Origin of the sequence: Prosthecobacter vanneervenii, assembly GCF_014203095.1 — a bacterium.
Taxonomy (GTDB): Bacteria; Verrucomicrobiota; Verrucomicrobiia; order Verrucomicrobiales; family Verrucomicrobiaceae; genus Prosthecobacter; species Prosthecobacter vanneervenii.
Genome location: NZ_JACHIG010000001.1, coordinates 1318175 through 1343965, shown reverse-complemented (window position 1 = coordinate 1343965; position 25791 = coordinate 1318175). Strand labels below are relative to the sequence as shown.

21 protein-coding genes are annotated in these 25791 nt (G+C 63.6%); 12 read left to right on the top strand and 9 right to left on the bottom strand.

The window, feature by feature from the left end:
- The first annotated feature begins 41 nt into the window (after positions 1-41).
- From HNQ65_RS05105 to HNQ65_RS05090, 4 genes are all read left to right on the top strand, one after another.
- Positions 42-323, top strand: a complete 282-nt coding sequence (locus tag HNQ65_RS05105) for a hypothetical protein (RefSeq protein WP_184338388.1) — start codon at positions 42-44, stop codon at positions 321-323.
- Positions 324-537: 214 nt separating this feature from the next.
- On the top strand, positions 538-1179 hold the full coding sequence (gene parS / locus HNQ65_RS05100; RefSeq protein WP_184338387.1) for a type II RES/Xre toxin-antitoxin system antitoxin: 642 nt from the start codon (positions 538-540) through the stop codon (positions 1177-1179).
- Positions 1176-1628, top strand: a complete 453-nt coding sequence (locus HNQ65_RS05095; RefSeq protein WP_184338386.1) for an RES family NAD+ phosphorylase — start codon at positions 1176-1178, stop codon at positions 1626-1628. The genes parS and HNQ65_RS05095 overlap by 4 nt, the downstream gene beginning before the upstream one ends.
- Before the next feature lie 237 nt (positions 1629-1865).
- Positions 1866-2768: a hypothetical protein gene (locus HNQ65_RS05090; RefSeq protein ID WP_184338385.1), complete on the top strand. Its 903-nt coding sequence runs from the start codon at positions 1866-1868 to the stop codon at positions 2766-2768.
- A 36-nt stretch (positions 2769-2804) separates the two neighbouring features.
- Here HNQ65_RS05090 and HNQ65_RS05085 read toward each other — a convergent pair whose 3' ends face one another.
- The 3 genes from HNQ65_RS05085 to HNQ65_RS05075 are packed head-to-tail and all read right to left on the bottom strand — an operon-like array spanning position 2805 to position 4865.
- On the bottom strand, positions 2805-3164 hold the full coding sequence (locus HNQ65_RS05085) for a hypothetical protein (protein ID WP_184338384.1): 360 nt from the start codon (positions 3162-3164) through the stop codon (positions 2805-2807).
- A gap of 4 nt (positions 3165-3168) precedes the next feature.
- Positions 3169-4227, bottom strand: a complete 1059-nt coding sequence (locus HNQ65_RS05080) for a restriction endonuclease (protein ID WP_184338383.1) — start codon at positions 4225-4227, stop codon at positions 3169-3171.
- A 41-nt stretch (positions 4228-4268) separates the two neighbouring features.
- Positions 4269-4865 carry a hypothetical protein gene (locus HNQ65_RS05075; protein ID WP_184338382.1) on the bottom strand — a complete coding sequence of 199 codons (597 nt, stop codon included), beginning with the start codon at positions 4863-4865 and terminating at the stop codon, positions 4269-4271.
- Positions 4866-5153: 288 nt separating this feature from the next.
- Between HNQ65_RS05075 and HNQ65_RS26505 the strand changes: the two genes are divergently transcribed.
- The 4 genes from HNQ65_RS26505 (at position 5154) to HNQ65_RS05060 (ending at position 8542) form a co-directional block, all read left to right on the top strand.
- Positions 5154-5543, top strand: a complete 390-nt coding sequence (locus tag HNQ65_RS26505; RefSeq protein WP_221306035.1) for a winged helix-turn-helix domain-containing protein — start codon at positions 5154-5156, stop codon at positions 5541-5543.
- Between the two features lie 114 nt (positions 5544-5657).
- The gene (locus tag HNQ65_RS26500; RefSeq protein WP_221306034.1) at positions 5658-6092 is read left to right on the top strand and encodes a restriction endonuclease; all 435 of its coding nucleotides are present in this window, start codon (positions 5658-5660) and stop codon (positions 6090-6092) included.
- Positions 6093-6356: 264 nt separating this feature from the next.
- The gene (locus HNQ65_RS05065) at positions 6357-6551 is read left to right on the top strand and encodes a hypothetical protein (RefSeq protein ID WP_184338381.1); all 195 of its coding nucleotides are present in this window, start codon (positions 6357-6359) and stop codon (positions 6549-6551) included.
- Between the two features lie 1274 nt (positions 6552-7825).
- On the top strand, positions 7826-8542 hold the full coding sequence (locus tag HNQ65_RS05060; protein ID WP_184338380.1) for a hypothetical protein: 717 nt from the start codon (positions 7826-7828) through the stop codon (positions 8540-8542).
- A gap of 70 nt (positions 8543-8612) precedes the next feature.
- Here HNQ65_RS05060 and HNQ65_RS05055 read toward each other — a convergent pair whose 3' ends face one another.
- Together HNQ65_RS05055 and HNQ65_RS05050 are read right to left on the bottom strand one after the other, a co-directional pair.
- Positions 8613-10295: a hypothetical protein gene (locus HNQ65_RS05055; protein WP_184338379.1), complete on the bottom strand. Its 1683-nt coding sequence runs from the start codon at positions 10293-10295 to the stop codon at positions 8613-8615.
- Between the two features lie 146 nt (positions 10296-10441).
- Positions 10442-13483, bottom strand: a complete 3042-nt coding sequence (locus HNQ65_RS05050; protein ID WP_184338378.1) for a hypothetical protein — start codon at positions 13481-13483, stop codon at positions 10442-10444.
- Positions 13484-13820: 337 nt separating this feature from the next.
- Here HNQ65_RS05050 and HNQ65_RS05045 point away from each other — a divergent pair, with 337 nt between their 5' ends.
- The gene (locus HNQ65_RS05045; RefSeq protein WP_184338377.1) at positions 13821-14549 is read left to right on the top strand and encodes a hypothetical protein; all 729 of its coding nucleotides are present in this window, start codon (positions 13821-13823) and stop codon (positions 14547-14549) included.
- A gap of 96 nt (positions 14550-14645) precedes the next feature.
- Positions 14646-14783 (top strand): hypothetical protein, encoded by a 138-nt coding sequence (locus tag HNQ65_RS05040; protein WP_184338376.1) that lies wholly within the window; start codon positions 14646-14648, stop codon positions 14781-14783.
- A gap of 78 nt (positions 14784-14861) precedes the next feature.
- Here HNQ65_RS05040 and HNQ65_RS05035 read toward each other — a convergent pair whose 3' ends face one another.
- From HNQ65_RS05035 to HNQ65_RS05020, 4 genes are all read right to left on the bottom strand, one after another.
- Entirely contained in the window at positions 14862-16691 is a 1830-nt protein-coding gene (locus tag HNQ65_RS05035; protein ID WP_184338375.1) for a hypothetical protein, read from the bottom strand.
- 113 nt (positions 16692-16804) lie between these two features.
- The gene (locus HNQ65_RS05030) at positions 16805-17755 is read right to left on the bottom strand and encodes a hypothetical protein (protein WP_184338374.1); all 951 of its coding nucleotides are present in this window, start codon (positions 17753-17755) and stop codon (positions 16805-16807) included.
- Positions 17756-17868: 113 nt separating this feature from the next.
- Positions 17869-18243, bottom strand: a complete 375-nt coding sequence (locus HNQ65_RS05025) for a nuclear transport factor 2 family protein (RefSeq protein ID WP_184338373.1) — start codon at positions 18241-18243, stop codon at positions 17869-17871.
- Positions 18244-18598: 355 nt separating this feature from the next.
- A complete protein-coding gene (locus tag HNQ65_RS05020; protein WP_184338372.1) occupies positions 18599-19735 on the bottom strand; it encodes a PGAP-CTERM sorting domain-containing protein in 1137 nt (378 codons plus the stop codon).
- 384 nt (positions 19736-20119) lie between these two features.
- Between HNQ65_RS05020 and HNQ65_RS05015 the strand changes: the two genes are divergently transcribed.
- Positions 20120-20671: a heme NO-binding domain-containing protein gene (locus tag HNQ65_RS05015; protein ID WP_221306033.1), complete on the top strand. Its 552-nt coding sequence runs from the start codon at positions 20120-20122 to the stop codon at positions 20669-20671.
- Positions 20668-25599, top strand: a complete 4932-nt coding sequence (locus HNQ65_RS05010; protein WP_184338370.1) for a PAS domain-containing protein — start codon at positions 20668-20670, stop codon at positions 25597-25599. Before HNQ65_RS05015 ends, HNQ65_RS05010 begins: the two co-directional genes overlap by 4 nt.
- Positions 25600-25791 lie beyond the last annotated feature (192 nt).

Here is a 25791-nt window from a genome sequence, read left to right as displayed (position 1 = left end):
GCAATCATGTGCCTGTATTACAACGTTTGTAAATAAACCCTATGTCCGCCTCACGAACCAAAACCTTCCGCCTCAGTCATTCCCTTGCCGACGCTTTGGAGCTCAGGGCCAAAGAACTAGGCTATAAAAGCGCCACCGCCTTGGTGGAGGCCCTGGCCCGCTACGACTGCCTCTGCCGCTCCGGCCACGGCGTCACCAAGCAATGGGCCGAGCTCAGTCCCGTGGAGCAGGACGACCTCGACGACCGCCTGCTGGCCCGCGTACTCAAGAAGCAAGGTATGACCGCCAAGCAAGCCGCCACGGTGGACTGGAAGACGCTGTGAGGGGGGGAATCCACCGCTCCACGCCGTGGCGCTGCCACTCGCGCATTCGATGCAGGGCAGACTTCGAGTGCGATCTCGCTGTGCTACGCCTTTGCCTAGGTGCTCCGGCTTTCTCATGCCCGCACCATGGCAGGTGAAAAGACGCGATGAGGAATGATGCAAAGCAAAGCTCGGGCTTGACGAATGACGCAAATGATACAAGAAATAGTATCAAATGAAAAAACAACCGATACACTCCCAAGGCAAAGCCGCCGCCTCAGGCAGGTCGATCCGCCAGACGCGTGACGACCAAGGCGAGCGCGGTTTGAGGAAAAACGCCGGCCGCTACGCCGTCAGTGAGGCGCCGCAGCATGGCCCGGCAGTGGTCAGTGAAACCCAGCGGCCGTATTCCACCGCGGCGCCAGCGCGTGTCGTTTCGACAAAAGAAGCTGGCAACATCGTCCATTGCCTGGTGCATGCCGCGCCTGAAAAGGCGGTGGTGGAGCACACCCCGGCCCAGCTCATTCGCTCGCTCAAGCTCGGGCTGCCGGTGCAGGAGCTCGATGACCTGCGCAGCAGCCTGGATGTCTCCATGGAAAGGCTGGTGCCCATGCTCGGCATCTCCAAGGCCACGCTGCACCGCAGGATGGCCACTGGCAGGCTGGATCTGCCGGAGTCAGACCGCGTCGTGCGCTTTGCCCGGCTCGTGGGCCGGGCGGTCAGCGTCATGGAGTCTCTGGAGAATGCGCGGCGGTGGCTCACCTCGCCGCAGGTGGGGCTGGGCGGTGCGGTGCCTCTGGAATATGCCGAGACAGAAGTCGGTGCGCGGGAGGTGGAAAATCTCCTCGGCCGCATCGAATACGGAGTCTACGCATGAAGCTGAAGGCCTGGCGCATCGTGAAGGAAAAGCACGCGGCCACCGCCTTCAGTGGCGAGGGGGCGCGGCTTTTTGGCGGGCGGTGGAACTCCCCCGGCGTGAGCCTCGTGTACACCAGCAGCACGCAGGCGCTGGCGGTGCTGGAGTCGCTGGTGCATCTGAATCCGCCGGTGCTCTTCAAGTATGTGGTCATCCCGGTGGAGTTTGACTCCACGCTGGTGGAGACGCCCCCCGTACTCCCGCCCGACTGGGCCGAGCAGCCCGCCCCGCCCTCCACCCAGGCCCTAGGCGACCACTGGGCCCGCGAGTCCCGCTCCGCCATCCTGCAACTCCCCAGCGTCATCATCCCCGCCGAGCCCAACTACCTCCTCAATCCCACTCACCCGGATTTCAGGAAGATCGCCATCGGGAAGCCGGTGCCGTTCAGCTTTGATCCGCGGTTGGTGTGAAAAGAATTTCAGCGCTGAGAATGTGGGTTGAATCTGGCATCCTCATTACCTGGCAAGAACTCGAACCTTGGAAGAGCACAGTGGAGGCGGGGTTGAGCCTGGCTGGTCAAAGGCTTCCGGCCTTCACTGGAGTGTGACTCTTTGTCACTGGCACATCCCGTGCTTCCCGAAAAAGCGTTAGCATGATTGACAGCCGCCAGCCGTAGATGGTAAAACCAGATCCCGTCGCCACCGCCCTTGAATGACCAGCCGCCCGACCAATACGAATTCGACTTCCGCACAGGCTGTCCCACAGCCATCACCGGAGACACCCTCTCTGTGGAGCAGTGGCGCATTTGCACACGAATCAATCGTCAACGAGCGCGTGGAATCCAGGAAACTCATCGAACAACTCCATCCCGGCAATCGCTTTCGCCTGATGTTTGGCAGGCCACTGTTGCCGCAGAGTCAAAGCTCTGGGACGTCCCGCTAGTCTCGCTCGACCGTCTCGGGTTTTACTTCGACGAGCTCAGCGCACTCGCCTCCCGGCAGTTGCAGCGTCTGAATGAAGGCAAGGAAGCCAGTGCCTGGCTCGATGCCGACACCCGCTGCGTGTACAAGCTCTTCGATCTTCGTGCCAACGGCGCCCTCGGGCAGAAGCTCGAGTTTTGCCGTGATGACGACTTCCATTTCAGGCTGGAGCAGGTGGATGCCACGCTGCTCGATACCGTGCAAAAGCTCCGCCTCCTGCACGAAGCCGGTGCCTGCCCCACCGAGATCGTGGGCCTCAGCGACACCGGCGACTTTCTCATCGCCAAGCAGCCCTTCTGTCAGATGTACAAGGACTTTACTTCAGACAGCCTCACCGCCGTCAGCATGATGAAGGCCGTGCGCCCCACCTGCCCGCTGGGCATGCCTGTCTATCTCTTCTGGGGCGATGAAGAGGCCTGGCTCGTCGGAGATCTGCATCCGGGAAACATCCGTATCAACTCCCAAGGAGTTCCTGTCGTGATCGATGCCCTCATCGGCTCCGTACCACCCGCCACCCTCAAGGCCATGCCCCAGCTCACCACCGCCATCCATCAGGCCCGCGACTTCCGCATGACTGGCAAGTACAAGTCTGCCAGCTTCGGGGAAGGGGAGCGGGATAAGGATTTGTGAGGGGGCGGCTCGGAGTAAAGGTGGGAGCCATCATATCTACCCTCCAGCGGGGCTCCGTAGCCGCCGTACGCGAAACTCAGTGCCGCTGATCCTTGCCATCTCAAAGTGGTGCGGTTTGCCCGACGGCCATGGAATCGCCAGACCTTGGCTCGCTATCCACTCATAAATGTCCTCGTGCATGAACTCGGCGCACTCATTCCAGAAACCTTTGAGCAAGCTTACTTCGAGCGGTCTTGAAATGCCTTCGAGTTCCAGCCGCACATGCTGCACACCCGGAGTTACCCAGCGGTCCCGCAAAGGGCTGCCAAGCTTCAAGCCGAATCCCTTCTGCGTGACCACAGTGGCCTTGGATTTTCTATAGGCGGAGACGAGCGCGGTATCGTTGTCAGCATTCATCGTATCATTCCTCCTCCTGTGCGGCCACGGTCCAGATGCGCTTCAGAGGCAACTCGGCTTTCAAGTCGGCATCCAGCTTGTCGTAGTGGGCAAAGAGCGCGTCCAGCAGCTCCTTGCGCGTCCAGAGGCGCACTTTGAAAAAGCTCTGGGCCAGCTCCTTCTGCACGTTTTGTCTGAAGCCGCCCCAGGAGACAAAGAGCCCCTGCGGCGCGCTGAATTTGCTCATCGCCCCCAGCAGCTTGTCCACGGTGGGCCGGTCGATCGGGGAGGACTCAGATTTCACCTCCACGCAAAGCTGCGGAGAGCCAAAGCCCAGCGCGCCCATGCCAGCCAGAATGTCTGCGCCGCCATCTGCGCCCTCCGGGCTGCGGTAGGTGGTGTAGCCCTGCGCCTGCAGCAGACCTTCCACCAGCCGCGTGAGATGGTGCCCGGCAAACTTGGACTCGATGAGCATGGCGATGCGGTCCAGCCCTTCCTGCTCCAGATCGATGTCTTCGGTGTCCAGCTCCTCCTCCACCTCGGCTGCCGCTGCGGTGGTTTTCGTTTTCACTTTGATCCCTTTCTTGCCGGGATCTTCGCCCCAGCCGCTGGTCTTCATGGCTTTCAGGCGTGCCTCAGCGTTGTTGCGCTGGATGCGGCAGATGGTGAGGAAGGCGCCCAGGGAATGCAGCAGATCCTGGCCAAAGCGCTGGCGGGGGATCGCCTCGCCGATCCACTTCACGGTGCGGTAGTGGTAAAAGGGATTGGGCCCCTTGGGCTCGTAGTGGTAGTCTCCGGTGATCTCCCCCACGTAGATGCTCTGCTGCGTCTTGCTCGGCAGCACCACGAGGTCGCCCTTTTGCATGGCGTGCGCAAAGGGCCAGAGCTGCCCCGCCCAGTTGCGCAGCTTGTTGAGTTTGGCGTCCTTGTAGACTTCCGCCAGCGCCTTCAGCAGCTCCTCGCGTCCCTCCAGTTTGGAGAGGTTGAGCTGTAGATCGCCCCACGTCACGTAGACACGACCCTCCTCAAAAAATTTGGATTCAAATTCGCCGTGACGGCCTGCGCGGATGAGCCAGAGGGACATGGATGAATAGTATGAAATTCAATGCAATGATGTCAGTCATCTTATGCATACAACATTGCGATAGGTGCAATCGTGGTTGCCAGAATAAACAGCAGCTGAGCGTACAAAAACGTGTTTCTGATGCGAGGTTTTAAATGCAGCTTAGAAATGAACACGGGCTGCTTTTTTGCCCAACATTCTCCGCGATACAGGATGCGGAGAACGTAAATGAACCAGGGGTAAAAGTGAATCCAGCAGGAGCGGACGAACAGCTCAATTTTATAGATTGGCTTCGCTGTTGTGTCATCAAAGTGCACATCAAAAGTCTTGTCCATTTCGGCGCAGATGTTGTTGTAAAAGCCACCTGCCATCGAATCGTGAATGATTCTATACAGGGAAGTCGCTGCAATCAATATTGAGACACAGGCTAAAGCCCATTTGGGCATTGTCTCTAGTGCGGTGGATTTGGTTTTGAAAGTCAGGACTGCTGTGAGCAGTGCTCCCTGGGTCAGGCACGTCCATTTTAGCGTGTCCCATTGTCGTTCTCTGCGAAACTTTACTTCGGCAAAAATCCTTTCACGCACCTTTACGTACGGATCGAAATGTGACTTTTTGTTGCGGAATGGGTGAGGACGGAATGTCTTATTGAGAAAAGCCATGAAATACGTTGTTTAAGGCTGGAAATAAAATCCGGTCGTCGTGGAGAGTGGGTTTTGAATCATTCTATGGGATATGCCGGGGTGCTGCTTCGACACACAGCTGTGGTTGGCATCGAGGCGAATTGTTCGACCTAGAGGTGCAGAACCTACAAATCAGTATAAATAGCTGGCGTTTTTCATAAAAAAGAAGCGGCATGAATAATTCTGCCTGTTTCGCACTAGACGTAAATGGCCTTTGAAAAAAATGTTAGATCTTGGCGATCGCTCTGACCTCCTCCATCAGTAGCCATGCCCATCCCCACCTACCAGGAAATGATGTTGCCGCTGCTCCGCATTCTCGCGGAGGCAAACGCTGAGCTGCGGCGCAAGGAGGCCACGGAGCGCGTCGCGGATGCCATGGGGATCACACCGGAGGAGCGCGCGTCGCGCATGCCATCGGGTACGCAGACCCATCTTTTTAACCGCATAGGCTGGGCCGCGTGGAGCCTGCAGCAGGCTGGGCTGCTGGAAAAGCCGCGGCGAGGCGGCCTCCTCATCACTGATGAGGGCAAGAAACTGCTGGAGACAAAACCTGCCCTCATCGACAACAAGCTGCTTGCCGCCCGCTATCCCAGCTTCCAGAAGAAAATCTCGCAGCTGCCGAACCATGAAAACGGGGAAGGTGAACCACCCGTGTAGACCGCAAATACCGCCATCATCACAAACGAGCAAACCCCCACCGACCAGATCGAGCAGGCGGAGCTGAAGCTCAATGCGCAGCTGGCTTCTGAGCTGCTGGACATCATGGGGCGGATGGATCCCTACAAGTTTGAGCAGCTCGTCGTCGATCTCCTTTTTGCCATGGGCTACGGCGGCTCTCGGGCGGAGGCGGCGCAGGTCACTCAGAAGTCGAACGACCACGGCATCGACGGCATCATCAGCCAGGACCGCCTGGGGCTGGACGTCATCTACGTGCAGGCCAAGCGCTGGCAGAGCACTGTGGGGCGGGAGCCGATCCAGAGCTTTGTGGGGGCGCTGGCGGGAAAACACGCCAGCAAGGGCGTCTTCATCACCACGAGCGACTTCCACAAAAACGCCATCGAGTACGCGCGCGGCGTCACGCACAAGATCATCCTCATCGACGGCCCGCGCCTCGCCCAGCTCATGATTGAGCATGGGGTGGGTGTGTCCACGGTGCGGACCATCGCCATCAAGCGGGTGGACTCGGACTACTTTGAGGAGGGGTGAGGCGGTCGGCGGTTCACTGGTGGTGCTGCTGCTCTTATGCTGCTGCACTGCGGCGGTTCGCTGTGGCTAGGGCGCATCTATGACATGCTCCTGCTGCGCTGCATCGGTGTGGCGGCATTCGCCGAATCTTTAGCGATGAGGGGTCATGAATCAGTCTAGGGAAATTAAGCGAACCCTTAGTGTTATCTTCTGAGGTGGAGGGCTAGAGTTTGGGTGTTGCCAGGTCATTCCACTCCCAAAATTAACCCCCTCGCTCCTCCCCCCATGAAGCCCTCCTTTGAGCCACTTGTTTTGCCATCCCACCCCGATGTGGGCGATCTGCATCCGCTTTCGCCGTTGTACAAAGCCGTGGAGGTGCGGATCATCGACAGTGCGGACATCGAGGGCAAGGTGGTCTATGCCGGGCCGCGCAGCTGGCAGGTGGAGGAGGCCTTTGTGGTGCGGCCGGCGGCGGCGTAGTTGCCGGGATAGGGCTGACACCAGGGCGGCTGGGCTTTGCGGGGCAGAAAGGTGCGCGGCTGCGCTTGAGAGCTGGTCTTTGCGCACCCCCCGGCCCTTTGGCAGACGCGGAATACTGGGTGATCGCGGAGCGTTGAGGGATCGGGACGATCCCTCTCCGCCGGAGGCTTCGTCCACGGCAGCTTCGCCCCAGCGACGGAGGGGGATCATCTTGATCCCCACACAGGGCGTGTGTTTGCGGAATGAAGCGAGAGCGCTGAGCATTGCGGGCAGAAAGGTGGGCGGCTACGCGTGAGCGCTGGTCTTTGCGAGCACGTGTGGGATCGGGACGATCCCTCTCCGCCAGAGGCTTCGCACACGGCAGCTTCGTCCCAGCGACGGAGGGGGATCATCTTGATCCCCACACAAGGCGCGTGTTTGCGGATGGAGCGGCCGCGCTGGGCATTGCGGGGCGGAAAGGTGAGCGGCTGTGCGTGAGCGCTGGTCTATGCGACCCCGGCCCTTTGTGCAGACGCGTGAGCGCTGGTCTTTGCGTGAGCGTTGAGGGATCGGGACGATCCCACTCCGCCGGAGGCTTTGCCGCAGCGACGGAGGGGGATCATCTTGATCCCCACACCTGCGGCGTGTTCGCGGATGGAGCGAGAGCGCTGGGCATTGCGGGGCAGAAAGGTGCGTGGCTGTGAGAGAGCGCTGGGGCCTGCACTGCATACACCCCACCTGTCCCAGCCCTAGCGGCGGTGGCGGTGGGCGGGGCAAAATGCAGGAATCTTGAAAGCCCCGGCCCGTGAAGTGCTTTTTATCACCTGCCAGACCGCACCCGCCCATGAAAAAGGACCCGGACGCCCGCATGCCCGCTCTCGATTCCCTCAGCCCACCGGGGCAGGGGAGTGCGACCCCGCAGCCCCCGCCCGCACCTGCCGGCCGCGCTTGAAACGAAGATCCGCCCCCAGGCCCCGCGCCACACGCCAGCACCGCATCGCCCCGCACCCCGCCGTCTCTCTACACCCCGCCGCCTCCCTTCACCCCGCCGCCGCCGACACTGCTCCACCTCCCGCGACCTAGCCCCGCACATGCCCACAGCCGCCCGGCCCCGCGCCCGCGATGGGATCCAGCACGAGTCAGAGCAGGCAAACGAGCCCAAAAACGATCCCGCTGCCCCCCACGCCCCGCCCCCTTCCTCTAACATCCCCCGCACCCCAGCCGTTCATACACCGTCCCCGCCGCGTGCGCCCGCGCACCGCAGCACGCCTTTCACCCTCCACCCACCGCACCTCATGAGCACCAAACGGATCGGCATCTCCGCAGTCATGATCTTCGTCATCTTCGCCGCCGGCCTGGCTGCGTGGGTGCAGGAGCGGCAGCGAATGTGGGCGCTGCACACGCTGGCCAGCGCGCATGCCAGCTTTGATGCGTGGACGACCGAGGTGCAGCCCGCGCCGCCCGGCACCGCCGCCGCTGACACCGAGGCGGAGGAAGAAGCCGACGACGCCACAGAGAGCGAGATCGAGGACGACGGCAGCATCGACACCGCCGCCCCGTTGACTCCGCCCAAGGAGAGCGACTCGCAGCTGGCGCTGCGTTTTTTCAATTACCCCACCGTCCTCACCGCCGCGGCCGATGACCCCGGCGTGGCCTCCCAGGCCGAGCTCGGGCGCGCCATCCGCATCATCAGCCCGCGCGTGCTCGTGCTGCGCAGCACCGGCAGCATTGATCCCGCGCTCATGCAGCATCTCGGGCAGGTGCAGCGTCTGCGCACGCTCGATCTCAGCGGCAGCCGCAGCCTTACGGATGCGCATCTCGCCTCGCTCAAAGGCCTGCACCGCCTGCGGCAGATCCACCTGCGCGGCGCGCCCGGCATCACCCTGCGCAGCCTGCCGGTCTTCACCACGTGGCCAAATTTGAAGGTGCTCGACCTCGGCGGCACCGGCATCACCGGCGGCGACCTCCAGAAAGTCCGCCAGGCCCTCCCGCTCGTCACCGTGGTGGAGTAGCACCGGGGATGATGTTTTAATAAAAAACGTAGCCGCATGCCGTGGCGGGGTGGCGGGGAGCTGAGGGGGGCTAGTAGCTTTTATAAACACCTGGGATGCGTGATGTCGGGAATGCCAGGCTCAGACCTGCCTGAATGCTCACGCCATCTTTGATGCCGCCCGTGGTGGGGTAGAAGTCGCGGCCGATCCCCAGAAAAAGATTGCCCATCTGCATTCCCCAGTCCAGGCGGATACCCTCATAGTCCCGCCATCCGCCGTAGCTGTTGCCGCTGTAATAACGGCTGCCACCGTACAGGCTGAGCTGAAGATTGAGCTGATTGATCGGGAGAATGAGCCGGGCCGCTATCCCGTTGGCCGATGTGTCGGAGTCAAAGAGGCCGCTGTATCCCACTGTCACGGCAAACATGTCTATCTTTCGCGGCAGGTAGGCCTTGGAAAAGTCGTCCCTGAGATAGTCCCACCGCCCACCCAATACCATCATCTCGGCTTCGGTCAAAGCCCGGACCTCGGAGGCGTAGCCGGTGGCCCATCCCTGATAGCCGATGTTTAGTGCAAAGGCTGGATTGAATGCGGCATAATTTGGCAGCGGGGCGATGATGCGCTCCGGGATTTCAGAAGCCGCAACCTTCTTGATGCCATATCTGGCCTCCTTGTCTGGCAGACCGACGTAGAAGTCACGTTTAGCGGGGGCCTTCCATGTCATGTCTCCGTAGTCCTGCCAGACATCGATCAGCTCCGCCTGACCGCCAGCAACCGCAAAACGCAGCTCGAATTTGTATCTGGTGAAGGAGTTCTTTTTTGAATTGGAAAGATAGGATTCCACCACATCCCCCACGCTCTGGGTGCAGTATGCGGCCATCACCACAGGCTGGCTGGGTTCGCGGTTGAGCTGGTCGTCGCCATAGAATCTCTTTTCCCATTCATGGTGCTGCAGGAGCTGCCGTCCCACTTCTGGCAGGAGTTTCACACGCTTGAGCTTCTGCGCCAGTTCTGGCACGGTGCCAGCGTGGAGCTTTTCGCTCAGGCGCAGCACCTTGCTCAGGGCCTGATGGCATTCGGAGAGCTTCTGCAGGTGGCAGAGCATGGCGTGGCGGTTTCCTTCGTCATGGATCATGGTCGCATAGACATCCTGGGAGTTTTCATCGCGTGGTGAGATGATGTGCCCCGGGGCAAAGGAGTCCTGCAGAAAGTGGTCTGCATACGCATTCATCAGCAGCGCCGCCCATAGGTTGCCCTCTGCAGCCGTCTCCACCGCCTGCTTGTGCCAGAACCAGAAGGCGTAGAGCACACGGCCTTGGAAGTGGTCCTGGTTGTCGTGCGCAGCGCCCAGATTGCTCAGCCAGTCGCTGGTGAGTTTTTGCAAGTAGGCTATGTCTGTCTCCGCAGCATTCGCAGGCCACTGCTCGCTGGCGCTGCGCCGGTGCAGCAGGCGGTAGTTGTCCTTCATGTAGTCCACCAGCAGCACGATGTCTCCGTAGGTCACAGGAGGGAGATCCGGCAGCTCCTGCACGCCTTGCATGAACAGCTCCAGCACTCTCTTTGCCTCGGCTGTCCTGCCGCCGCCGCCTGCGGCTTTCAGCGCCTCCAGATTCGCGGCGATGGAGATGTTTCCCAGATCCTTGTGCTCATCTCCTTCAAAGGCTGGGCATGGGGAGGGGTGGAATAGCAGGCCCGTCCCCATCGTGAGGCAGACGCTGAAGATGAGGTGCAAACAAAGCGGCAGAGGCCGGCGGCGCAGGTGCTGGGCATTCATGAGACGATTGAGGATATGGGTTTGCTGTGGCAGGCGGTTACTATGTGGGTGCGGCGGCCCCAGGTGCTGCCAGGGGACGGCACGCGTCTGGCTGCAGGCAGGGCTTCTTGTCGGTGGTTCGTGCTTTCCCTCAGACGAGTTGCGGCCTACTTTCCTGACGCAGGAGCCTCCACCACGTTCACCTCCAGCTTCGCGGGATCTTCGGGCGGGACGGAGTTGTCCTTGGGATTGATCTTTTCTCCTGCGCTCACGGTGATGAAGAGCTTGTTGCTGGCGTCAAAGTTTTGCAGGGAGAGGGGGATCTGGCATTGCAGGGCCAGCGGGGTCGTCTCTGCCGGGGCGGGATTGTTGGAGGTGATGCTGTACTCCCCGTCTCCCGTCTGCTGCACCACCGGGGTGGCGGCGTTGGGGCCGGTGGCCAGCTGCACGGGGCTGAGCGTCTGTGTGGCCAGACCGGCGCCGTTCAGGCTCAGCGTGTAGTTTTTGTAGCCGGCGCTCTTGATCACCAGGCTGAAGGAATAGGTGCCTGTGCCATCGGCCTTCTTGGTGATCGTCATCGTGCTGGCCTTCAGCGAGGCGCCGGACTTGGCCGGAGTGGGCTTGTCTGCAGTGGGCGTGGTTCTCTGCAGATTGACCAGTGCGGGCTTGGTCTCGGGAACTTCCACTTGCATCACATAGCTGGCTTTTTCCGGGTCCTTGTTATACTTTTTAAGGCTTTCAAACTCCACCAGCAGGGCCGAGGTGGCGTCCAGGGAAAGAGCCTTGGTGGGCAGGAGGGTCACGGGCTCGTGCAAAAGAGGCAGGCTGTCATGCGCCTTGGAGTCGGCATCCTCTTTGGCAAAGAGTTCTTGGACAGCATTGGCCGCAGCTTGCGCGGCAGCCACGGCGTCGGCAGCTGCCTTTTCTGCGGCCGCTTTTAAGTCGGCTTCGGCTTTTTTGGCGGCAGTGGCGGCAGCCAGGGCGTCGGTTTCTTCTCTGGCGGCGGCCTCTTTGGCTGCGGGGGTGGCCTTGGGGTCAGCGGCCACTTTTTTGGAGTGCTTTGTCTTTTCCGCCGCTGTTTTTTGAGCGGTTTCGGCTGCCTTGCGGGCTTGCTGGTGTGTGTCCTCCGCAGCCTTGTGAAGCAGGGCCTTGGCATCGGCTTCAGCTTTGGCCATAGCAGCCTTCTGGATGGCGGCATTGGTGGCCTCGTCTGCTTGGGTGATGGCGTCCCTTTTGGCCTGTTCATCCGCCCCAGCGCCAGGCTTCGGGGAGGCTGGAGGCAACATGACGCCGCTGTAGGGCCTCCATTCAGTCGGGCTCACATTCAGCTGCACCTTCACCTCGGGCAGGGTGGTTGCGTCCAGGTTTTTCAGGCCTGTGTAGCGCAGGGTCAGCTTGGTGCCGTCGTCCGTGGCCAGCACGCTGCCAGGATGTTGAGCCAGCTTGGGGTGCTTGGCCACCGGGAGGTCCACAGTGTCAGTGGAGTAAAAGCTGCGGCCAAAGATCTGGGAGAGGGAGGACCACAGCATCATCACCAGATCCCGGCTCTTCTTTTCGTAGTCGCGCTCTTTGCTCAGCAGGATGGAATACCCGGCTGGATAGGCCGGGGTGGGCGCCACGGGGTAGCTCAGCGCCTGATTGGACAAGTCCGTGGACATCAGCCAGTTCATGTTGCGGGTCAGCAGGTCCACCGCCAGGTTTTGAAAGCTCACGTAATCATTCAGGCGCACATAGTTGGTCAGCTCCAGCAGGTTGTCCGCCCGGTAGAGTTCGGGCTTGAAAATCTGGGCGTCCACCAGCGGCTTCACTGCATCTGAAAACGCGGTCTGGATTTCACCCAGCCGGGGCTTGCGCAGGAGGTTGCCGGTGCTCGCCTCCCGCAGCTCCGTGATGGCCACTGCATTGCAGGTGTAGAACTGCTCCTCTGTGTCCTTTCCTGCCGTCTTGGGGTAGAGCAGCAGCAGGTGGATCGTGTGTGCCTGCGGGATGACGGCGTACTTCTTTTTGGTGGCCTGCACGCTCGCGCCAAAGCGCACGCGGAAGATGTTGTCCTGCATGCGCGCCACCGTCACCAGCGCATTGGTCTCCTCTCCCATAAATTTTTCCATCGCGTCCTTGTACTTCTGGTAGCTGCCGCTGCCGGAGATCTGCGGCACCGCTGCCGCCAGGGCCGCATTCAGCTGCATGATCTTGCGGCTGGCACGGCTGCTGGACACCGACTCCAGGTCGTCCGTGACCAGCAGCGGGACCACTCGCGGCACCAGCTTTTTTTCATTCCCGCTGTGGGTGTGGCCGTCTGAGAGCGCATCCAGAAAGGTGATGTCCGTGTACACATCATACGGCTGGTCACGGCTGTAGGGCATCAGCGTCACCTGCAGGCTCACCACGTAGGGCTCGTACTTTTTGTTCAGCGGCGCGTTTTTGATGGTGTTGTTCAGCAGCGCCACATTCTGCATCAGGGCCTGCGCCGCCCGGTATTGCATGATGGTCTCCTGTCCCAGGGTGGCGCTGCGCGGTGTCACACCGCTGATGCCTGTGGCCAGCGCTGCGCTGGGGTCTGCGGGGATCAGGGAGGTGGGCGTGGCGGGCGCGTTGTTCAGAGAAGGCGCATTGGGGGCTGCTGGCCCGGAGAGACGCACGGCGGCATTGTCCACGTCCAGCAGGCTGGAGGAGGCCGCCCCCACGACGGGCAACACCTTTGTCAGCGCCGTGGCCCCATCCAGGGTGAATTTTGTTTCCAGTTCCGATTTTATCTCTCCCCACGGGCGGATGCCCAAAAAAGCCAAGTGTACCGACGCCACATCGTCCTGGTTTTTTGGCTCTCTGAAGGTGAATAAAGTGCCGAGCCCGCTGAGCCAGTTCTTGGGGTTCAGGTTGATTCTCGAAAAGAGCTTTCCGTTCAGGTTGTCGGGTTTCTGGTTAAAGCCGGAGGTCACGTCCACTCTGGGCTGGTCGGAGGGCCTGCTTTCCGGATGGGCGGTGTTCCTGGCATGCTGGTAAAAGTGTGGCGCCACCATGTCTCCCTCTCCCATGCCGGCCTCTTCCTCCACCGCCTCCTCCTTGCCCCCGCTGCGCTGAAAGAGGCGCTTCCAGAAGCTCTGCTTGGGCGGCTGCGCCTGCGCCGCTGCGGGCGGGGATTCCCCCAGGCAGATGGTTTCTCCGGAAAAGACCAAGGCACACGACAGTAGAACAAGTGCAGAGCGCATCATAAGCGAATGAGTAATTCTGAGTCCGGGCCTGCTTTAATAGGATTATGAGAGTGGCGTCAATAAGGAAAGAGACTGGTTTGTAGGATAGATATTTATTATATTTAGAGTTAACCTTGCGAAATCTGGACCGTTTCGAAAAACACATTCAACACCCTTTGCGACACGGGCCAGCCTTCCTGTCTCCGCCATCGTCCTCCTCCCCAGCCACGACCCCGCCATCTTCACCCGCTTTCCGGAGCAGTCTCCCGGCATCGCCCGCATGTTTGGGGTTGAGGTCAGATGAGGTGGCAGCACACTCTGGCATTAAATACCATCCAGCGTCATCCGCAGACCCATCATGAAAACCAGCCTCGCAGCCTGCATGCGCCGTCTTTCGGTGCTCGTCCTTGTCATCAGCCTCGGTTGGGCGCTGCCGGCCTGCAGCAGCAGGGCTGGCCGCACTGCCAGGGCAGCTCCAGCTCAGGCGGCGGGGGACACCACCACAGCGGCTCCGGTGCCCAGGCTGGGCGTCAAGCCACCGCCCATGGTCCCCGCACCCGATGGCAGCGCACGCGTGCTCATCACCGAAACGGCCGTGAAGCTGCAGCGAGTGCTGCGAGGAGCGGAGGAAGAGCTTGTTTCCCTGATCCCGGATGAGACCGCGTGGGGCGCACTCTGGTCACCCAAAGGTACGCGCGTCTGCATCCTCACCGAGTACAAGCGCGGGTCCGGCATCCAGGTCTTCACCCCCACCACGCAGCCCGCTGCTGAGATCGAGCTCGATCTGCAGCTGCTCGAGCACTGGCAGACCGAGCGCTACTCCAAGGAGTACCGGAGCGGCCGCTTCTACTACATCACACCCGTGCGCTGGATCGATGAGGACCATCTGGAGATCGAGTTCAGCGGCAATCTGATTCCGCGTGAAGGCGATGGCGATCCGGAAACGTGGTCAGGCTTTCGCGGCCGTGCGCGTGTCGCCCTCGATGCACAGAAAGGCAGAGTGGAAGGCGCCCCCGACTGGCTGCCTCTTGAAGGCGAAAGAGACCATGCTTCCCCAACCACACCCAGGGGATTGGCACAACCATGAAGAGGCCCGGCGCTCCCGCACCCTGGCTTGATTGCGCCACGATGCGGCGTCCCGGCCCTCTTCCATTCTCGGGCTGATTCGTCAGCCCTGCGCGTAATGCGCTGCGGCGCGGCGCACTTTGGTGGCATCGCCACCCTGACCGGCACCATCACCCGCTGCGACATCGTCAGCCGTCCGCCCGCCATCATCCAGTTCAATCTCAACCTCGCCGACGCCCAGCCCGTGGTGCCGTGAGTGTGTGTGCGTCATGCGCGCCATCGGCTGAGGGGGGGAGCATCTTGATCCTCACGCGCATCACCCGACCCTGCCGGATCATCGCGTGCTGAAGACGTCCTTTGTCAGCGTGAAAACAGCCGGTTGCGCGGCCACCGCAAAGCCCGAGGCCGTGTACTCACGCAGGCGCGCCTCGTCCTGCAGATCGGGTTTTGTCGTGGCAAACACCGGCAGGATCGGCGTGCCGTCGGCGCGCTCCTCATAGCGGCCCTTCTTTTGCTGCACCAGCAGCAGCCCGCCCACGCGGCCGCCGGGGCGCTCGCCCACCACGATGTCGATGTGGGTCAGCCCGTCCATGCGCACCCAGCGGCCCGCGTAGCAGCGCCGGTTCCCCGTGCCCGGCACCGCTGGCCCGCCAAAGTCCTCGCGGATGCCTTCCGTCCTGGATTTCCCACCGTGATCCACGATGGAGTACCACGAGCCGTCCAGCACCGGCTTCCCGTTCACATACACGATCAGCGCGTCGTCAAAGAGGCCCACAAAACGGTACTCCCCTGGCGCGGGCGGGCGCACATCCGCCGCGTAGTGCACCATCCACGCGCGCGGCTGCACCTCCTTGTCCACCTTGAAAGCCTTCGGCCCCTCCGTGGCCGCCATGTAGGGGATCAGCAGGTAGGTGAAGCTCATCTTCTGGGTGGAGTGGAAGAACTGGTCCAGTCCCTTGCCGCTGAATTTTTTGCCCGCCGCCGTGTTGATCACTCTGGCAAAATCCGCCTCGCTCGCCAGGTCTGCCAGCGCCGTGGGCACGCGTGCGGGGGACTGCTTCATGTCGTAAAACACACCCGGCATGCCATCGGCGCCCAGCCTGCCAAAGAGCGTCATCCCCGCAAAGCCCTTCACCGCACCGGCTCCCAGACCGCTGCCAAAGCCCGTGCCCAGCCCGCCCGTGCCCAGGCCTGCGGAGCCCAGCTTCAGGCTGCCGCCCGGCAGCGCGTCTGCATCCGGCAGGTCCAGCGTGCCCAGCGGCAGCTCCGGCAGGCTCAGCGCCGCCGTGGTGCTGGCAGATACCAGCCTCTGGTGGGGCATGCTCTTCTGCAGGCGCTGCCGCCGCTTTTGCTGCACCTGGTGGCTCAGCGCCGTGCTGGCAGGCGCACCGCCACCTGGCAGAAAGTCCACCGCCTTGTCAGACAGTGCGTGGGTCGTCACCACCACCAGACTCGCCGCCAGCAGGATGAGCCCGTGCACCAGCAGGGAAAACGCCAGCGACCCGCCCCCCGCGCTGCGCCACAGCCGCACCAGCCGCCCCGGCCCGCGCGCCGTGTCACCCTCCAGCGCCGTCCGCCGCAGCGCCTCCAGGGCAGGGGACTCATGCTCTGACATGCCACATGCTGGTGCATCCACTCCTTTCACCGCAGGCTCGGACCTCGGAGCAGGCACGGGCGCAGGGGCTGGCCTCGGCGTGGCGCGCGCAGCATGCGCGGCCGCCCCGCCCGCCACCTGCGCCACTGGCAGCTCCTCGGCCATCACCACGGCCACAGGCACCGGTGCTGCCGTGGTGCCCGGCACCAGCGGCGGATGCAGCGGCGGCATCGGCCAGGCGGCGGGCGGCATGGCATAGCCTGGTGGCATCTGGTAGCCCATCCACGGCCCCGGCGCGGCGGCATACCCCGCAGGGTAGGCATGGCCCGGCGGCGGCATGGGCGGCATGACTGGATATCCCAGATGGTTCACATACCCCTGCGGCGGCGGCATCATCATAGGAGCGCCCGGCATGGCAGGCAGGCCCCCGGCAGCCGGTGCCGCCTCTCGCGGGGGCAGTGGCGCGGTCGGGGCCGAGGACAAAAGCTCCGCCTCCGCAGAGGCGGCAGACCAGCACGCAGCACGCGGCCGGGGTTCAGGACGGGGGAAATCAGAGGGCAGATCGCTCATGGCGCCGCGCATCATTTGCCAGCGCCGTCATTTCTTGGGGCGCAGTTGCGCTCGGTTCCTTTCCTGAATGCTTTTTGCCCACTCCTGTCCGCCCTTCGTACCAAAACCATCCGCTACTCCCCCGCCGCCTGCCGCAGCCGGGCCACCAGCTCCGCATCTGCCTTCACCGTGGCGGGGAGGTCCATAAACTGCGCCTGCAGCGCGCCGATGCCGGACTGCACCTGCTCCAGTGCATCGGGCGTCAGGCTTTCCTGGTACTGCCGTAGAAAAGCGCGCATCACACGCTGCTGCGCCATGGCCTCCAGGTAGTCGTCCATCTCGGGCGTGATCTGCAGGCCCCACGCCTCGGCATTGGACTGCAGGGTCGCCTCATACGCCGATGCCCGCAGCGCATAGGCGCTGACCACCTCGGCAGGTGTTGTGGGCCTAGCCGTCGCCTCATCATTAAAATTCGTTGTGGCATCAAGCACTGCCATATCGTGCGCCGCACTCGCGGAAAGGTGCGCTGTCTCAAACACCTCGGCATACCACGCGCTGGTCTTGGGATCGTCCAGAACTTTTACCCAGACTCGGGCATTCTTCAGCACCATCAGCTCAAAGAAGCGCTGGTTCATCACCGGATCATTCTTCAGCAGCGCCTGCCACTGGCTGGCCCCTGCGGGGTGCTGCTTCACCGGCATCTCGTCCAGCCAGTTCAGCAGCGGCGGGATCTCCCGCAGCGCGGGGTGCTCCGCCTCCAGCTGCTCCATCATCCGGCGGCGCTCCAGGTGCAGCGCTATGAGCCTGCGCAGGCAGTCGTTTTTCTGCTCCAGCACCGAGGGGGGCGAGGCGGCGGTCGTGCGCGCGCCGCCGCTGCTGTCATCGCCCTGGGCGTGCGCTTCCTGCACTCGCGCATGGGGCAGGGGAGACTGCGCACTGGCAGGCGCAGGCATGCGCGCCGTCTGCATTCCCGCCATGGTCCAGCCCAGGCCCAGAGCCAGCGCCATCCCGCCCAGAGTCAGTGCAGCCCTCCGGAGCGCCGGGCCGCTGCAAAGCCAGAGCCGCGCACGCGCATACCAGCTCATGGCATGAAGAGGATTGCATTCACATTCACGTGTGCATTCCGCCAAAAATCACCGCCCTGCGCAATCAAATTCAGCTTCATGGCCAGGGCATCGCCATGAAACACGCCCGCCCCTCAGCCCGGTGCGTAATGCGCTGCGGCGCGGCAGACCAGGCCGTGCTCATCAAACCAGAAAAACTCCGCCGCTGTGAGGTTCATCACGGACTGGTAGAGCAGGCACAGCGAGTGCGCGCCTGCCAGCACCTGTCGCAGCTCGAAGCGCAGGTCCGGGTAGCGGGTCAGTGCCTGGCTCCAGTAGGCGGCCACGTCGGTCTTTCCCACCAGCCGGTTTGGCACCGGCGTGGCGCCCTCTCCCAGCACACGGGAGATGAAGGGCGACTCAAATTCCACGCCCTCCGCGTAGTGCGAGAGGATGCGCGGCAGGTCGTGCGCATTCCAGGCGTCTATCCATTCCTGGGCAAAGGCATGCGGATCATGTGGCTGTGGCATGGCGCAGAGTGTGACGCAGCCTCTGCAAATGACAATGCGCGGGTGGGGGCATGAGAGGCGCACCTGTCAGGCCCGCCGCGTGTGATGAGCCAGACCCTGAGGGGCTGAAAATGGGTCTGAAGGTGAAGGCCCGAGCCGACGAAGGGGGGATCCTCTTGATCCCCCCTCCTTGCAGCGGCTTCGTGGTGGTGCGAGGTCGCTGGATGATGCGTTGGCCCGGCTTTGTGGAGACGTGAAAACGCTGGTCTTTGAGTGCGCGTGAGGGACCGGGACGATTCCTCACGCCAGAGTGCGGGCGGGCCGCATGGAAGGGCTGGCTTTCAACCTGGAGACCCGTTTCCAGCGGCGCGCGGCATTACGCCTCCTGGGCCTTGTTGCGGCGCTTGCCACGGGCCTGGCGCAGCGCCAGCACTCCGGCAAAGGCGGCCAGCAGCGTCACTGGAGGGGCCGGTGCACCGGGGGCGGCGCTCACGGCAGAGATCGCACTCGTTGCGGTGCCCGAGTCTGTGGGCGCGCCCGTGCTCCAGCTCGGAGTGGCCGTGGTGCCCGTGACCTCCATGTAGGCCGCCAGCGAAGACTCGGCGGTCAGCTTGGCGTCATAGGCTTCCTTCATGGCAGCCATCATGGCGTCGTAGGCTTTCTGGGCCGCATCGGCCGCCCTGGTGACCGCCAGCTTCGCGGCTTCCGCCGCCTTGACGGAGGCGATCCGGTTCGCCTCGGCTATCTGGGCGTCAGACGCCGCCTTTGTGGCTGTGGCCTTGGCGGCATCGGCTGCTTTCGCGGCAGCGCTCCTGGCCTCCTCGGCCTTCTGGGCCTCCTCTGCAGCTCTGGCGGCGGCAGTCTTGGTGGCATCGACCAGCTTTGTGTCATCCGCAGCCCTGATGGCAGCCAGCTTTGCGGCATCGGCCTTGCCGGTATTTTTCGGATCCTTATCAGCTTCGGCCTTTGCCTCTGCGGCTTTTTTGGCGTCAGCCGCGGCTGTTTCGGTCGCCTTCTTGTAGTCCTCAGCCGCTTTGCTGGCCGCTTCTTTGGCAGCCTCCGCTGTCTTGGTGGCGGTGGTCCTGGAGTCCTCCGCTTTCTTGGAGTCCTCCGCCGCCTTGGACGCCGTGCTCCTGGCTTCGTCGGCCTTTTTGGCATCCTCCACTTCTTTAGCCGCTGTCGTCCTCACATCATCCTCCGCCTTGAGGGCCGCGGCTTTGGCAGCTTCTGCCGCTTTCGTGGCCGCGATCCTGGCTTCCTCCGCCTTTTGGGCGTTTTGCTCCGCCTTCATGGCCACGCTCTTGGCGTCTTCGGCTTTTTGGGAGTCCTCTTTCTTGGAGTCTTCCGACTCCTTTGAGTCCTCCTTCTTGGACTCCTCAGACTCCTTCGAGTCCTCAGATTCCTTTGCCAGTGCAGCGCTTGCCGCAGCGGCGGTTTTGGATGAAGTGCCGTCCTCCGCAAAGGCTGGCAAAGTTGTGGTGAAAAGAATGACAGATAGGATTGTTGTTTTCATAGACATAGGATGATCGCCTGCTTTGGACCTCCGAAAACCCCCACAGATGCAGGGGGATGTGATGGCGCATTCGTGGCAGCGCTTTATGCTGGGAGCGCCGATGTCCATATCGGCTCCGGGCGGGGTGTCTCTGCGGCTTTCATTCGTCAAGATGGCTTGCTGTGAACGCGGTGCTTGCTGTGGCTGCGGAGCTAACCAGAGCCTGTTAAAAACCGGCGCTCCCAGTAAAGAATTCGCTCCCCGAAAATTCTGGGTTAACCCAACATACCGTTTCTCCACTCCGGGGCGGCACTCTATCCTTGGGTTAACCCTTCCCTTTCTTTTTCACAGGCTCATCCCTGGCCCCCACCCCCCCATTTCTTCTTTACTCAGCGCATGTACGGCATGGTCAACAAAGCGGTTCAGGATCTGCTCATCTCAAAGCACGGCATGGAGGTCTGGCTGCGCATCAAGGCCAAAGCGGGCGTGGAGGACGAGATCTTCATTTCCAATCAGGCCTACCCGGACGACGTCACGTACCGGCTGGTGGGCGCTGCCTCTGAGGTGCTGGCGCTGCCTGCCGCGCAGATCCTGCACGAGTTTGGCCGCTGGTGGGTGCTGGAGACGGCCCGGCATGGCTACGGCCATCTTCTCAAGGCAGGCGGACGAAATCTGGGCGAGTTTCTCCAAAACCTGCCCAATTTCCACACCCGCATCATGATGATCTTTCCCGCGCTGCAGCCTCCGGAGTTTCAGTGCACAGACGCCGCGCCCGGCCAGGTGCGGCTGCACTACCGCAGCCACCGCAGGGGGCTTTCCGCCTTTGTCATCGGCCTGCTGCACGGCCTGGCGGAGATGTTTGCCGTCACGGCGGAGATCTCCCAGGAGCAGAGCCTGGATGCCGGCGCGGACCACGATGTCTTCCTCATCACCTGGAAAGAAACGGAAACCGCATGAGTGCGCGCGTAAAGCCAATGCCAGGCATGCCCTGGGCGGGGGTGGAGGAGGTCTTCCCCTTTCTTTTTGCATGGGATCAGTCCGGGAGCATCATCCGCATCGGGCCCTCTCTGCGGCGCGTGGCTCCGGGGCTCACCACGGGCATGCAGGTGGAGGCGTCCTTCAGCCTGGAGCGGCCCCAGGGCGCCCTGCGCTCCGCCGGGCTGCGCGGCACCCTGCTGCTGCTGCTGCACACCGGCTCCGGCCTTCAGCTGCGCGGGCAGGTCATGCATCTGGTAGAAGCTGGTATCGAGGTCTTTCTGGGCACCCCGTGGCTGCAGACGCCGGACGAGCTGGACCGCCTGGGCATCACGCTGGCGGACTTTGCGCCGCACGACTCCGCGCAGGATCTGCTGCACGTGGCGCAGGTGCACCGCATCGCCAATGAGGAGCTGCGCGTGCTCAATGACCGCCTGCGGCACAAGCAGCACCGGCTGATCGAAAAAGAAGCCGAGTCCCGCAAGCTGGCCATGGTGGCGCAGCGCACGGACAATGCCGTCATCCTGGCGGACAAAGACGGCCTCATCGAGTGGGTGAATGAGGCCTTTGAGCGCATGACCGGCTGGCGGCTGGAGGAGGTGCGCGGGAAAAAGCCCGGCTCCTTCCTGCAGGGCCCGCGCACCGATCCACACACCGCCGAAGAGATGGGCCGCAAGGTGCGCGAGGGGGAGAGCTTCCGCTGCGAGATCCTCAATTACCGCAAAGACGCCACCGCCTACTGGGTGGACATCGAGGTGCAGCCCATCTGCGACAATGATGGGCACGTGACCCACTTCATGGCCGTGGAGGCCGATGTCTCCGGCAAAAAACGCAACGAGATGCGCCGCCAGCTGGAGGCCGCCGCCGCCGAGGTCATCACCAGCGGGGTGCGGCTGCCGGATCTCATCCCCGCCATGCTGCGTGCGCTGGGCCGCCAGCTCCAGGCCACCGTGGGCATGTGGTGGGTGCCGGACCTGCGCGGAGAGGTGCTGCACCTGGCAGAGGCCTGGCAGCTCCCAGGCACCGAGGCGGAGGTCTTCATGCAGGCCTCCCGCGAGATGAGCTTCCCCCCCGGCAAGGGCCTGCCAGGCCGTGTGTGGGCAGGGCACGCCAGCCACTGGATCACCGATGTGCGGCAGGATCAAAACTTCCCCCGCCGCCACGCGGCAGCCGAGTGCGGCATCACCGGCGCGGTGGCCTTTCCCGTGATGGTGGACGGCCACATCCGCGGCGTCATGGAGCTCTTCAGCGTGCACCTCGATGCGCCAGACCCGGATCTCCTGGAGGCGCTGCGCCGCATCGGCAGCCAGCTGGGCCTCCTGCTCAAGCGCCTGGAGGCCGAGGCCGCCCTGCGCCGCAGCGAGCGCGCCATGAATGAGGGCCAGCGTCTGGCCCACCTGGGCACCTGGGAGTGGGATCTGCATACCAATGCGCTCTCCTGGTCCGATGAAAAATTCCGCATCTACGGCTTTGAGCCCCGCAGCTTCATGCCCACGCTGGACCACGTGCGCCAGTGCGTGCTGCCGGAGGATCTGGAGCGCTTTTTGAGCGTGCTGGACTCCGTGGCCAAGACGGGCCAGAGCCAGGAGGTGTCCTACCGCGTCACCCGTCCGAACGGGGAGATCCGCCACGTCACCACCATGGCCGCCGCCGAGCTGGATGAAAAAGGCGCCCCCTGCCGCCTCGTGGGCACCATGCAGGACATGACGGACCTCATCCGCACGGAGGATGCCTACCGCCAGGCCCAGCGCATCGCCCATCTGGGAAACTGGACCATGGACCTCGCCAGCGGCCAGATCCGCTGGTCGGATGAAAAATACCGCATCTACGGCTACGAGCCCGGCGGCGTGGAGGTGAACATGGAGCTCTGCCAGCGCGCCATCCATCCGGATGACTTTGATGCTGTGATGCAGTTTGTGGACACCGTGGTGCGCACCGGCCAGCCCATGACCACCATCTACCGCATCCTCCGCCCGGACGGCGAGGAGCGCCACCTGCGCAGCAGCGCCGAGGTGGGCCGCGGGGCCGATGGAGAGCCGCGCGAGGTCATCGGCACCGTGCTCGACATCACCGAGCTCGTGCAGGCGCAGCGCACCCTCCAGCAGACGGAGGAGCGCTGGCAGTTTGCCCTGCAAAACAACGGCCTCGGCGTGTGGGACTGGAACATCATCACCGGCTACGTCCTCTACACCGACCTCATCCAGCTCATGCTCGGCTACGAGCCCGGAGAGTGGCCCCAGCACGTGGACAGCTGGGCCTCCCGCGTGCATCCAGACGACCTCCCCTCCGTGATGGAGGCCATGAACCAATGCCTCAGCGGCGCGACTCCGGACTACATCTGCGAGCACCGCCTGCGCTGCAAAGACGGCTCCTGGAAGTGGGTGCAGGACGTGGGCCGCATCGTGGCCCGCACCAAGGACGGCAAGCCCGAGCGCATGATCGGCACGCAGATGGACATCCACATGCGCAAGCAGTCCGAGGAGGCCGCGCGCCGCCGTGCAGACCTGCTCAATGGCATCCGCGCCGCGCAGGAGCACTTCATCGGTGCCGTGGATGTCGGCCCCGTCTTTGCCGAGATGCTGGATGTCGTCGTCTCCCACACGCGCAGCGGCTTCGGCTTTGTGGGCGAGGTGCTGCGGGACGAGGCCGGCGCGCCCTACCTGCGCTCCTACGGCCTCACCGACATCGCGTGGAATGAAGAGACGCGCAGCCTCATGCGCCAGATGGGGCCCATGGGCATGGAGTTTCGCAATCTCAAGACGCTCTTTGGCATCCCCATGGTCACGGGGGAGGTGCTGATCGCCAATGACGCCGCCAATGACCCGCGCCGTGGCGGCCTGCCGCCCGGCCACCCGCCCATCCGCACCTTCCTCGGCCTGCCGGTTTACAATGGCCTGGAAATGGTGGGCCTCATCGGCCTGGCCAACCGCCCCGACGGCTACGACAAGGAGGGCGTGAAGGAGCTGGACCCCTACCTGGCCGCCGTCAGCAGCATGATCGTGGCCCGCCGCGAGGAGCAGCGCCGCTGCAAGATCGAGGAGGAGCTGCGCGCCGCCCGTGACAAGGCGGAGGCCGCCAGCCGTGCCAAGAGCGAATTCCTGGCCATGATCTCCCACGAGATCCGCACGCCTATGAACGGCATCCTCGGCATGGCCGGACTGCTGCGCGCCGGGCACCTGGACGCCCAGCAGTCGGAGATGGTGGAGGCCGTGCAGCACAGCGGCGGCGCGCTGATGAAGATCATCGACGACATCCTCAACTTTGCCAAAATCGAAGCCGGGCAGATCGAGCTGCAGGTGCAGCCCGTGGCGCTGGATGATCTGGTGGAAGGCGTGGCCGACCTGCTCCACCACGAGGCCGCCTCCAAGGGGCTGGAGCTCACCACCGTCATCTCCCCCGAGCTGCCGGACGTCATCCTGGGAGACGCCGGGCGTCTGCGCCAGGTGCTGCTCAATCTCGCCGGAAACGCCGTCAAATTCACCGACAAAGGCCACGTCACCATCCGCGTGGAGCCCGCCGGAGCAGGGCAGGTGGCCTTCCGGGTGGAGGACAGCGGCATCGGCCTCCCCGAAGGCGCGCAGGAGCGGCTCTTCAAGCCCTTCAGCCAGGTGGACGGCTCCCAGTCCCGCCGCTTTGGCGGCACCGGCCTGGGCCTGGCCATCAGCAAAAAGCTGGTGGAGGCCATGCGCGGCCGCATCGGCGTGGAGAGCCGCCCCGGCCCGGGTGCCACCTTCTGGTATGAAGTGCCACTGCAGCCCGCGCCGCCGCACGCCGCCGCACCGGAGGCCTGCGCCTCCACGCCGCGGGTGGTGTACATCGCGCATGCCTCACCGCGCCTGGCTGAGAGCATCCGCGCCGCGCTCAGCGGCCCCGGGGTGGAGTTTCACACCCTCGGCCGCCGGCAGTTGCGCGCCCACCTTTCCACCCTGCGCCATCCGCACGAGGTGCTGCTGGTGGACGCCGCGTGGGTCAGGCCCGCCATGCTCAGCGCCCACCGGGACTCGCCCGCGCCGCAGCACCTCATCCTCATCGGCCGCACCAGTGCCGACTGCGCCCTGCCTGCCGTGGCGCTGCCGCTGCGGCGTGCCGCCCTGCGCCGCGCCGTGTGGCAGCTCTCCGCCCCCGCCTGCACGCCGGAGACCACCCCGCAGCGCCGCCGCCTGGGCCTGCGCGTGCTCGTGGCCGAGGACAACCGCGTCAACGCCCGCCTGGCCTGCCTGCTTCTGGAATCCTTTGGCTGCACCTACACCGTGGCCGCCAACGGCCGCGAAGCCGTGGCCGCCTTCCGCAGGCAGCCCTATGACGCCATCCTCATGGACTGCCAGATGCCCATCATGGACGGCCACGCCGCCACGCGCAAAATCCGCCAGATGGAGCAGCTGGACGGCACCCGCTGCAAGATCATCGCCATGACCGCCAGCGCCCTGCCGGAGGAGCGGGAGCGCTGCCTTGCCTCCGGCATGGACGACTACCTGACCAAGCCCTTTGACACCGAAACGCTGGAGGCCCTGCTGGCAGACCTCGTGCGCCCGGCACATGATGCCGCAGCGCCCGCCGCAGCCGTGCCGCCGCCTGCGCCGGAAAACGCCACCGCCGCCGCGCTGCAGCGCCTGTCCACGCAGCTCGGTGCCCAGGAGGCGCGGCACATCGCCGCGCTCTGGCTGGAGGAGGCCCCCGGCAGGCTCTCGCGCCTGCAGAAAGCACTCGATAAGTCCGACTGGACCGCCGCAGGCCGCGAGGCCCATGCCCTGCGCGGAGCCAGCGCCCTCTTTGGCATGACCGCCGTGGCGGAGAACTGCACCGCCCTGGAGACCGCCGTCCGCAGCCACCGCCCCATCCCAGCCGACTGCGCGCAGAAACTCCAGGCCGCCACCCAGCAAGCCATCACCGACCTCCGCCAGGTCTTGTGAAACCACGCCCCGCCTCCGCGCTGCCAACAGGCTTTGTGTCTCGCACCGCCCAGCGCCCCATTTCACCACCCCACCGTCGGATCCTGCCTAGGCAGCAGGGCCGGCACTTTTGCGCATGACAGGAATACGCGCGCGCCGCTGAGGCGTGATTTTTTTGATGACCGTGAGGTCATACAACTCCACCTGCGGAGG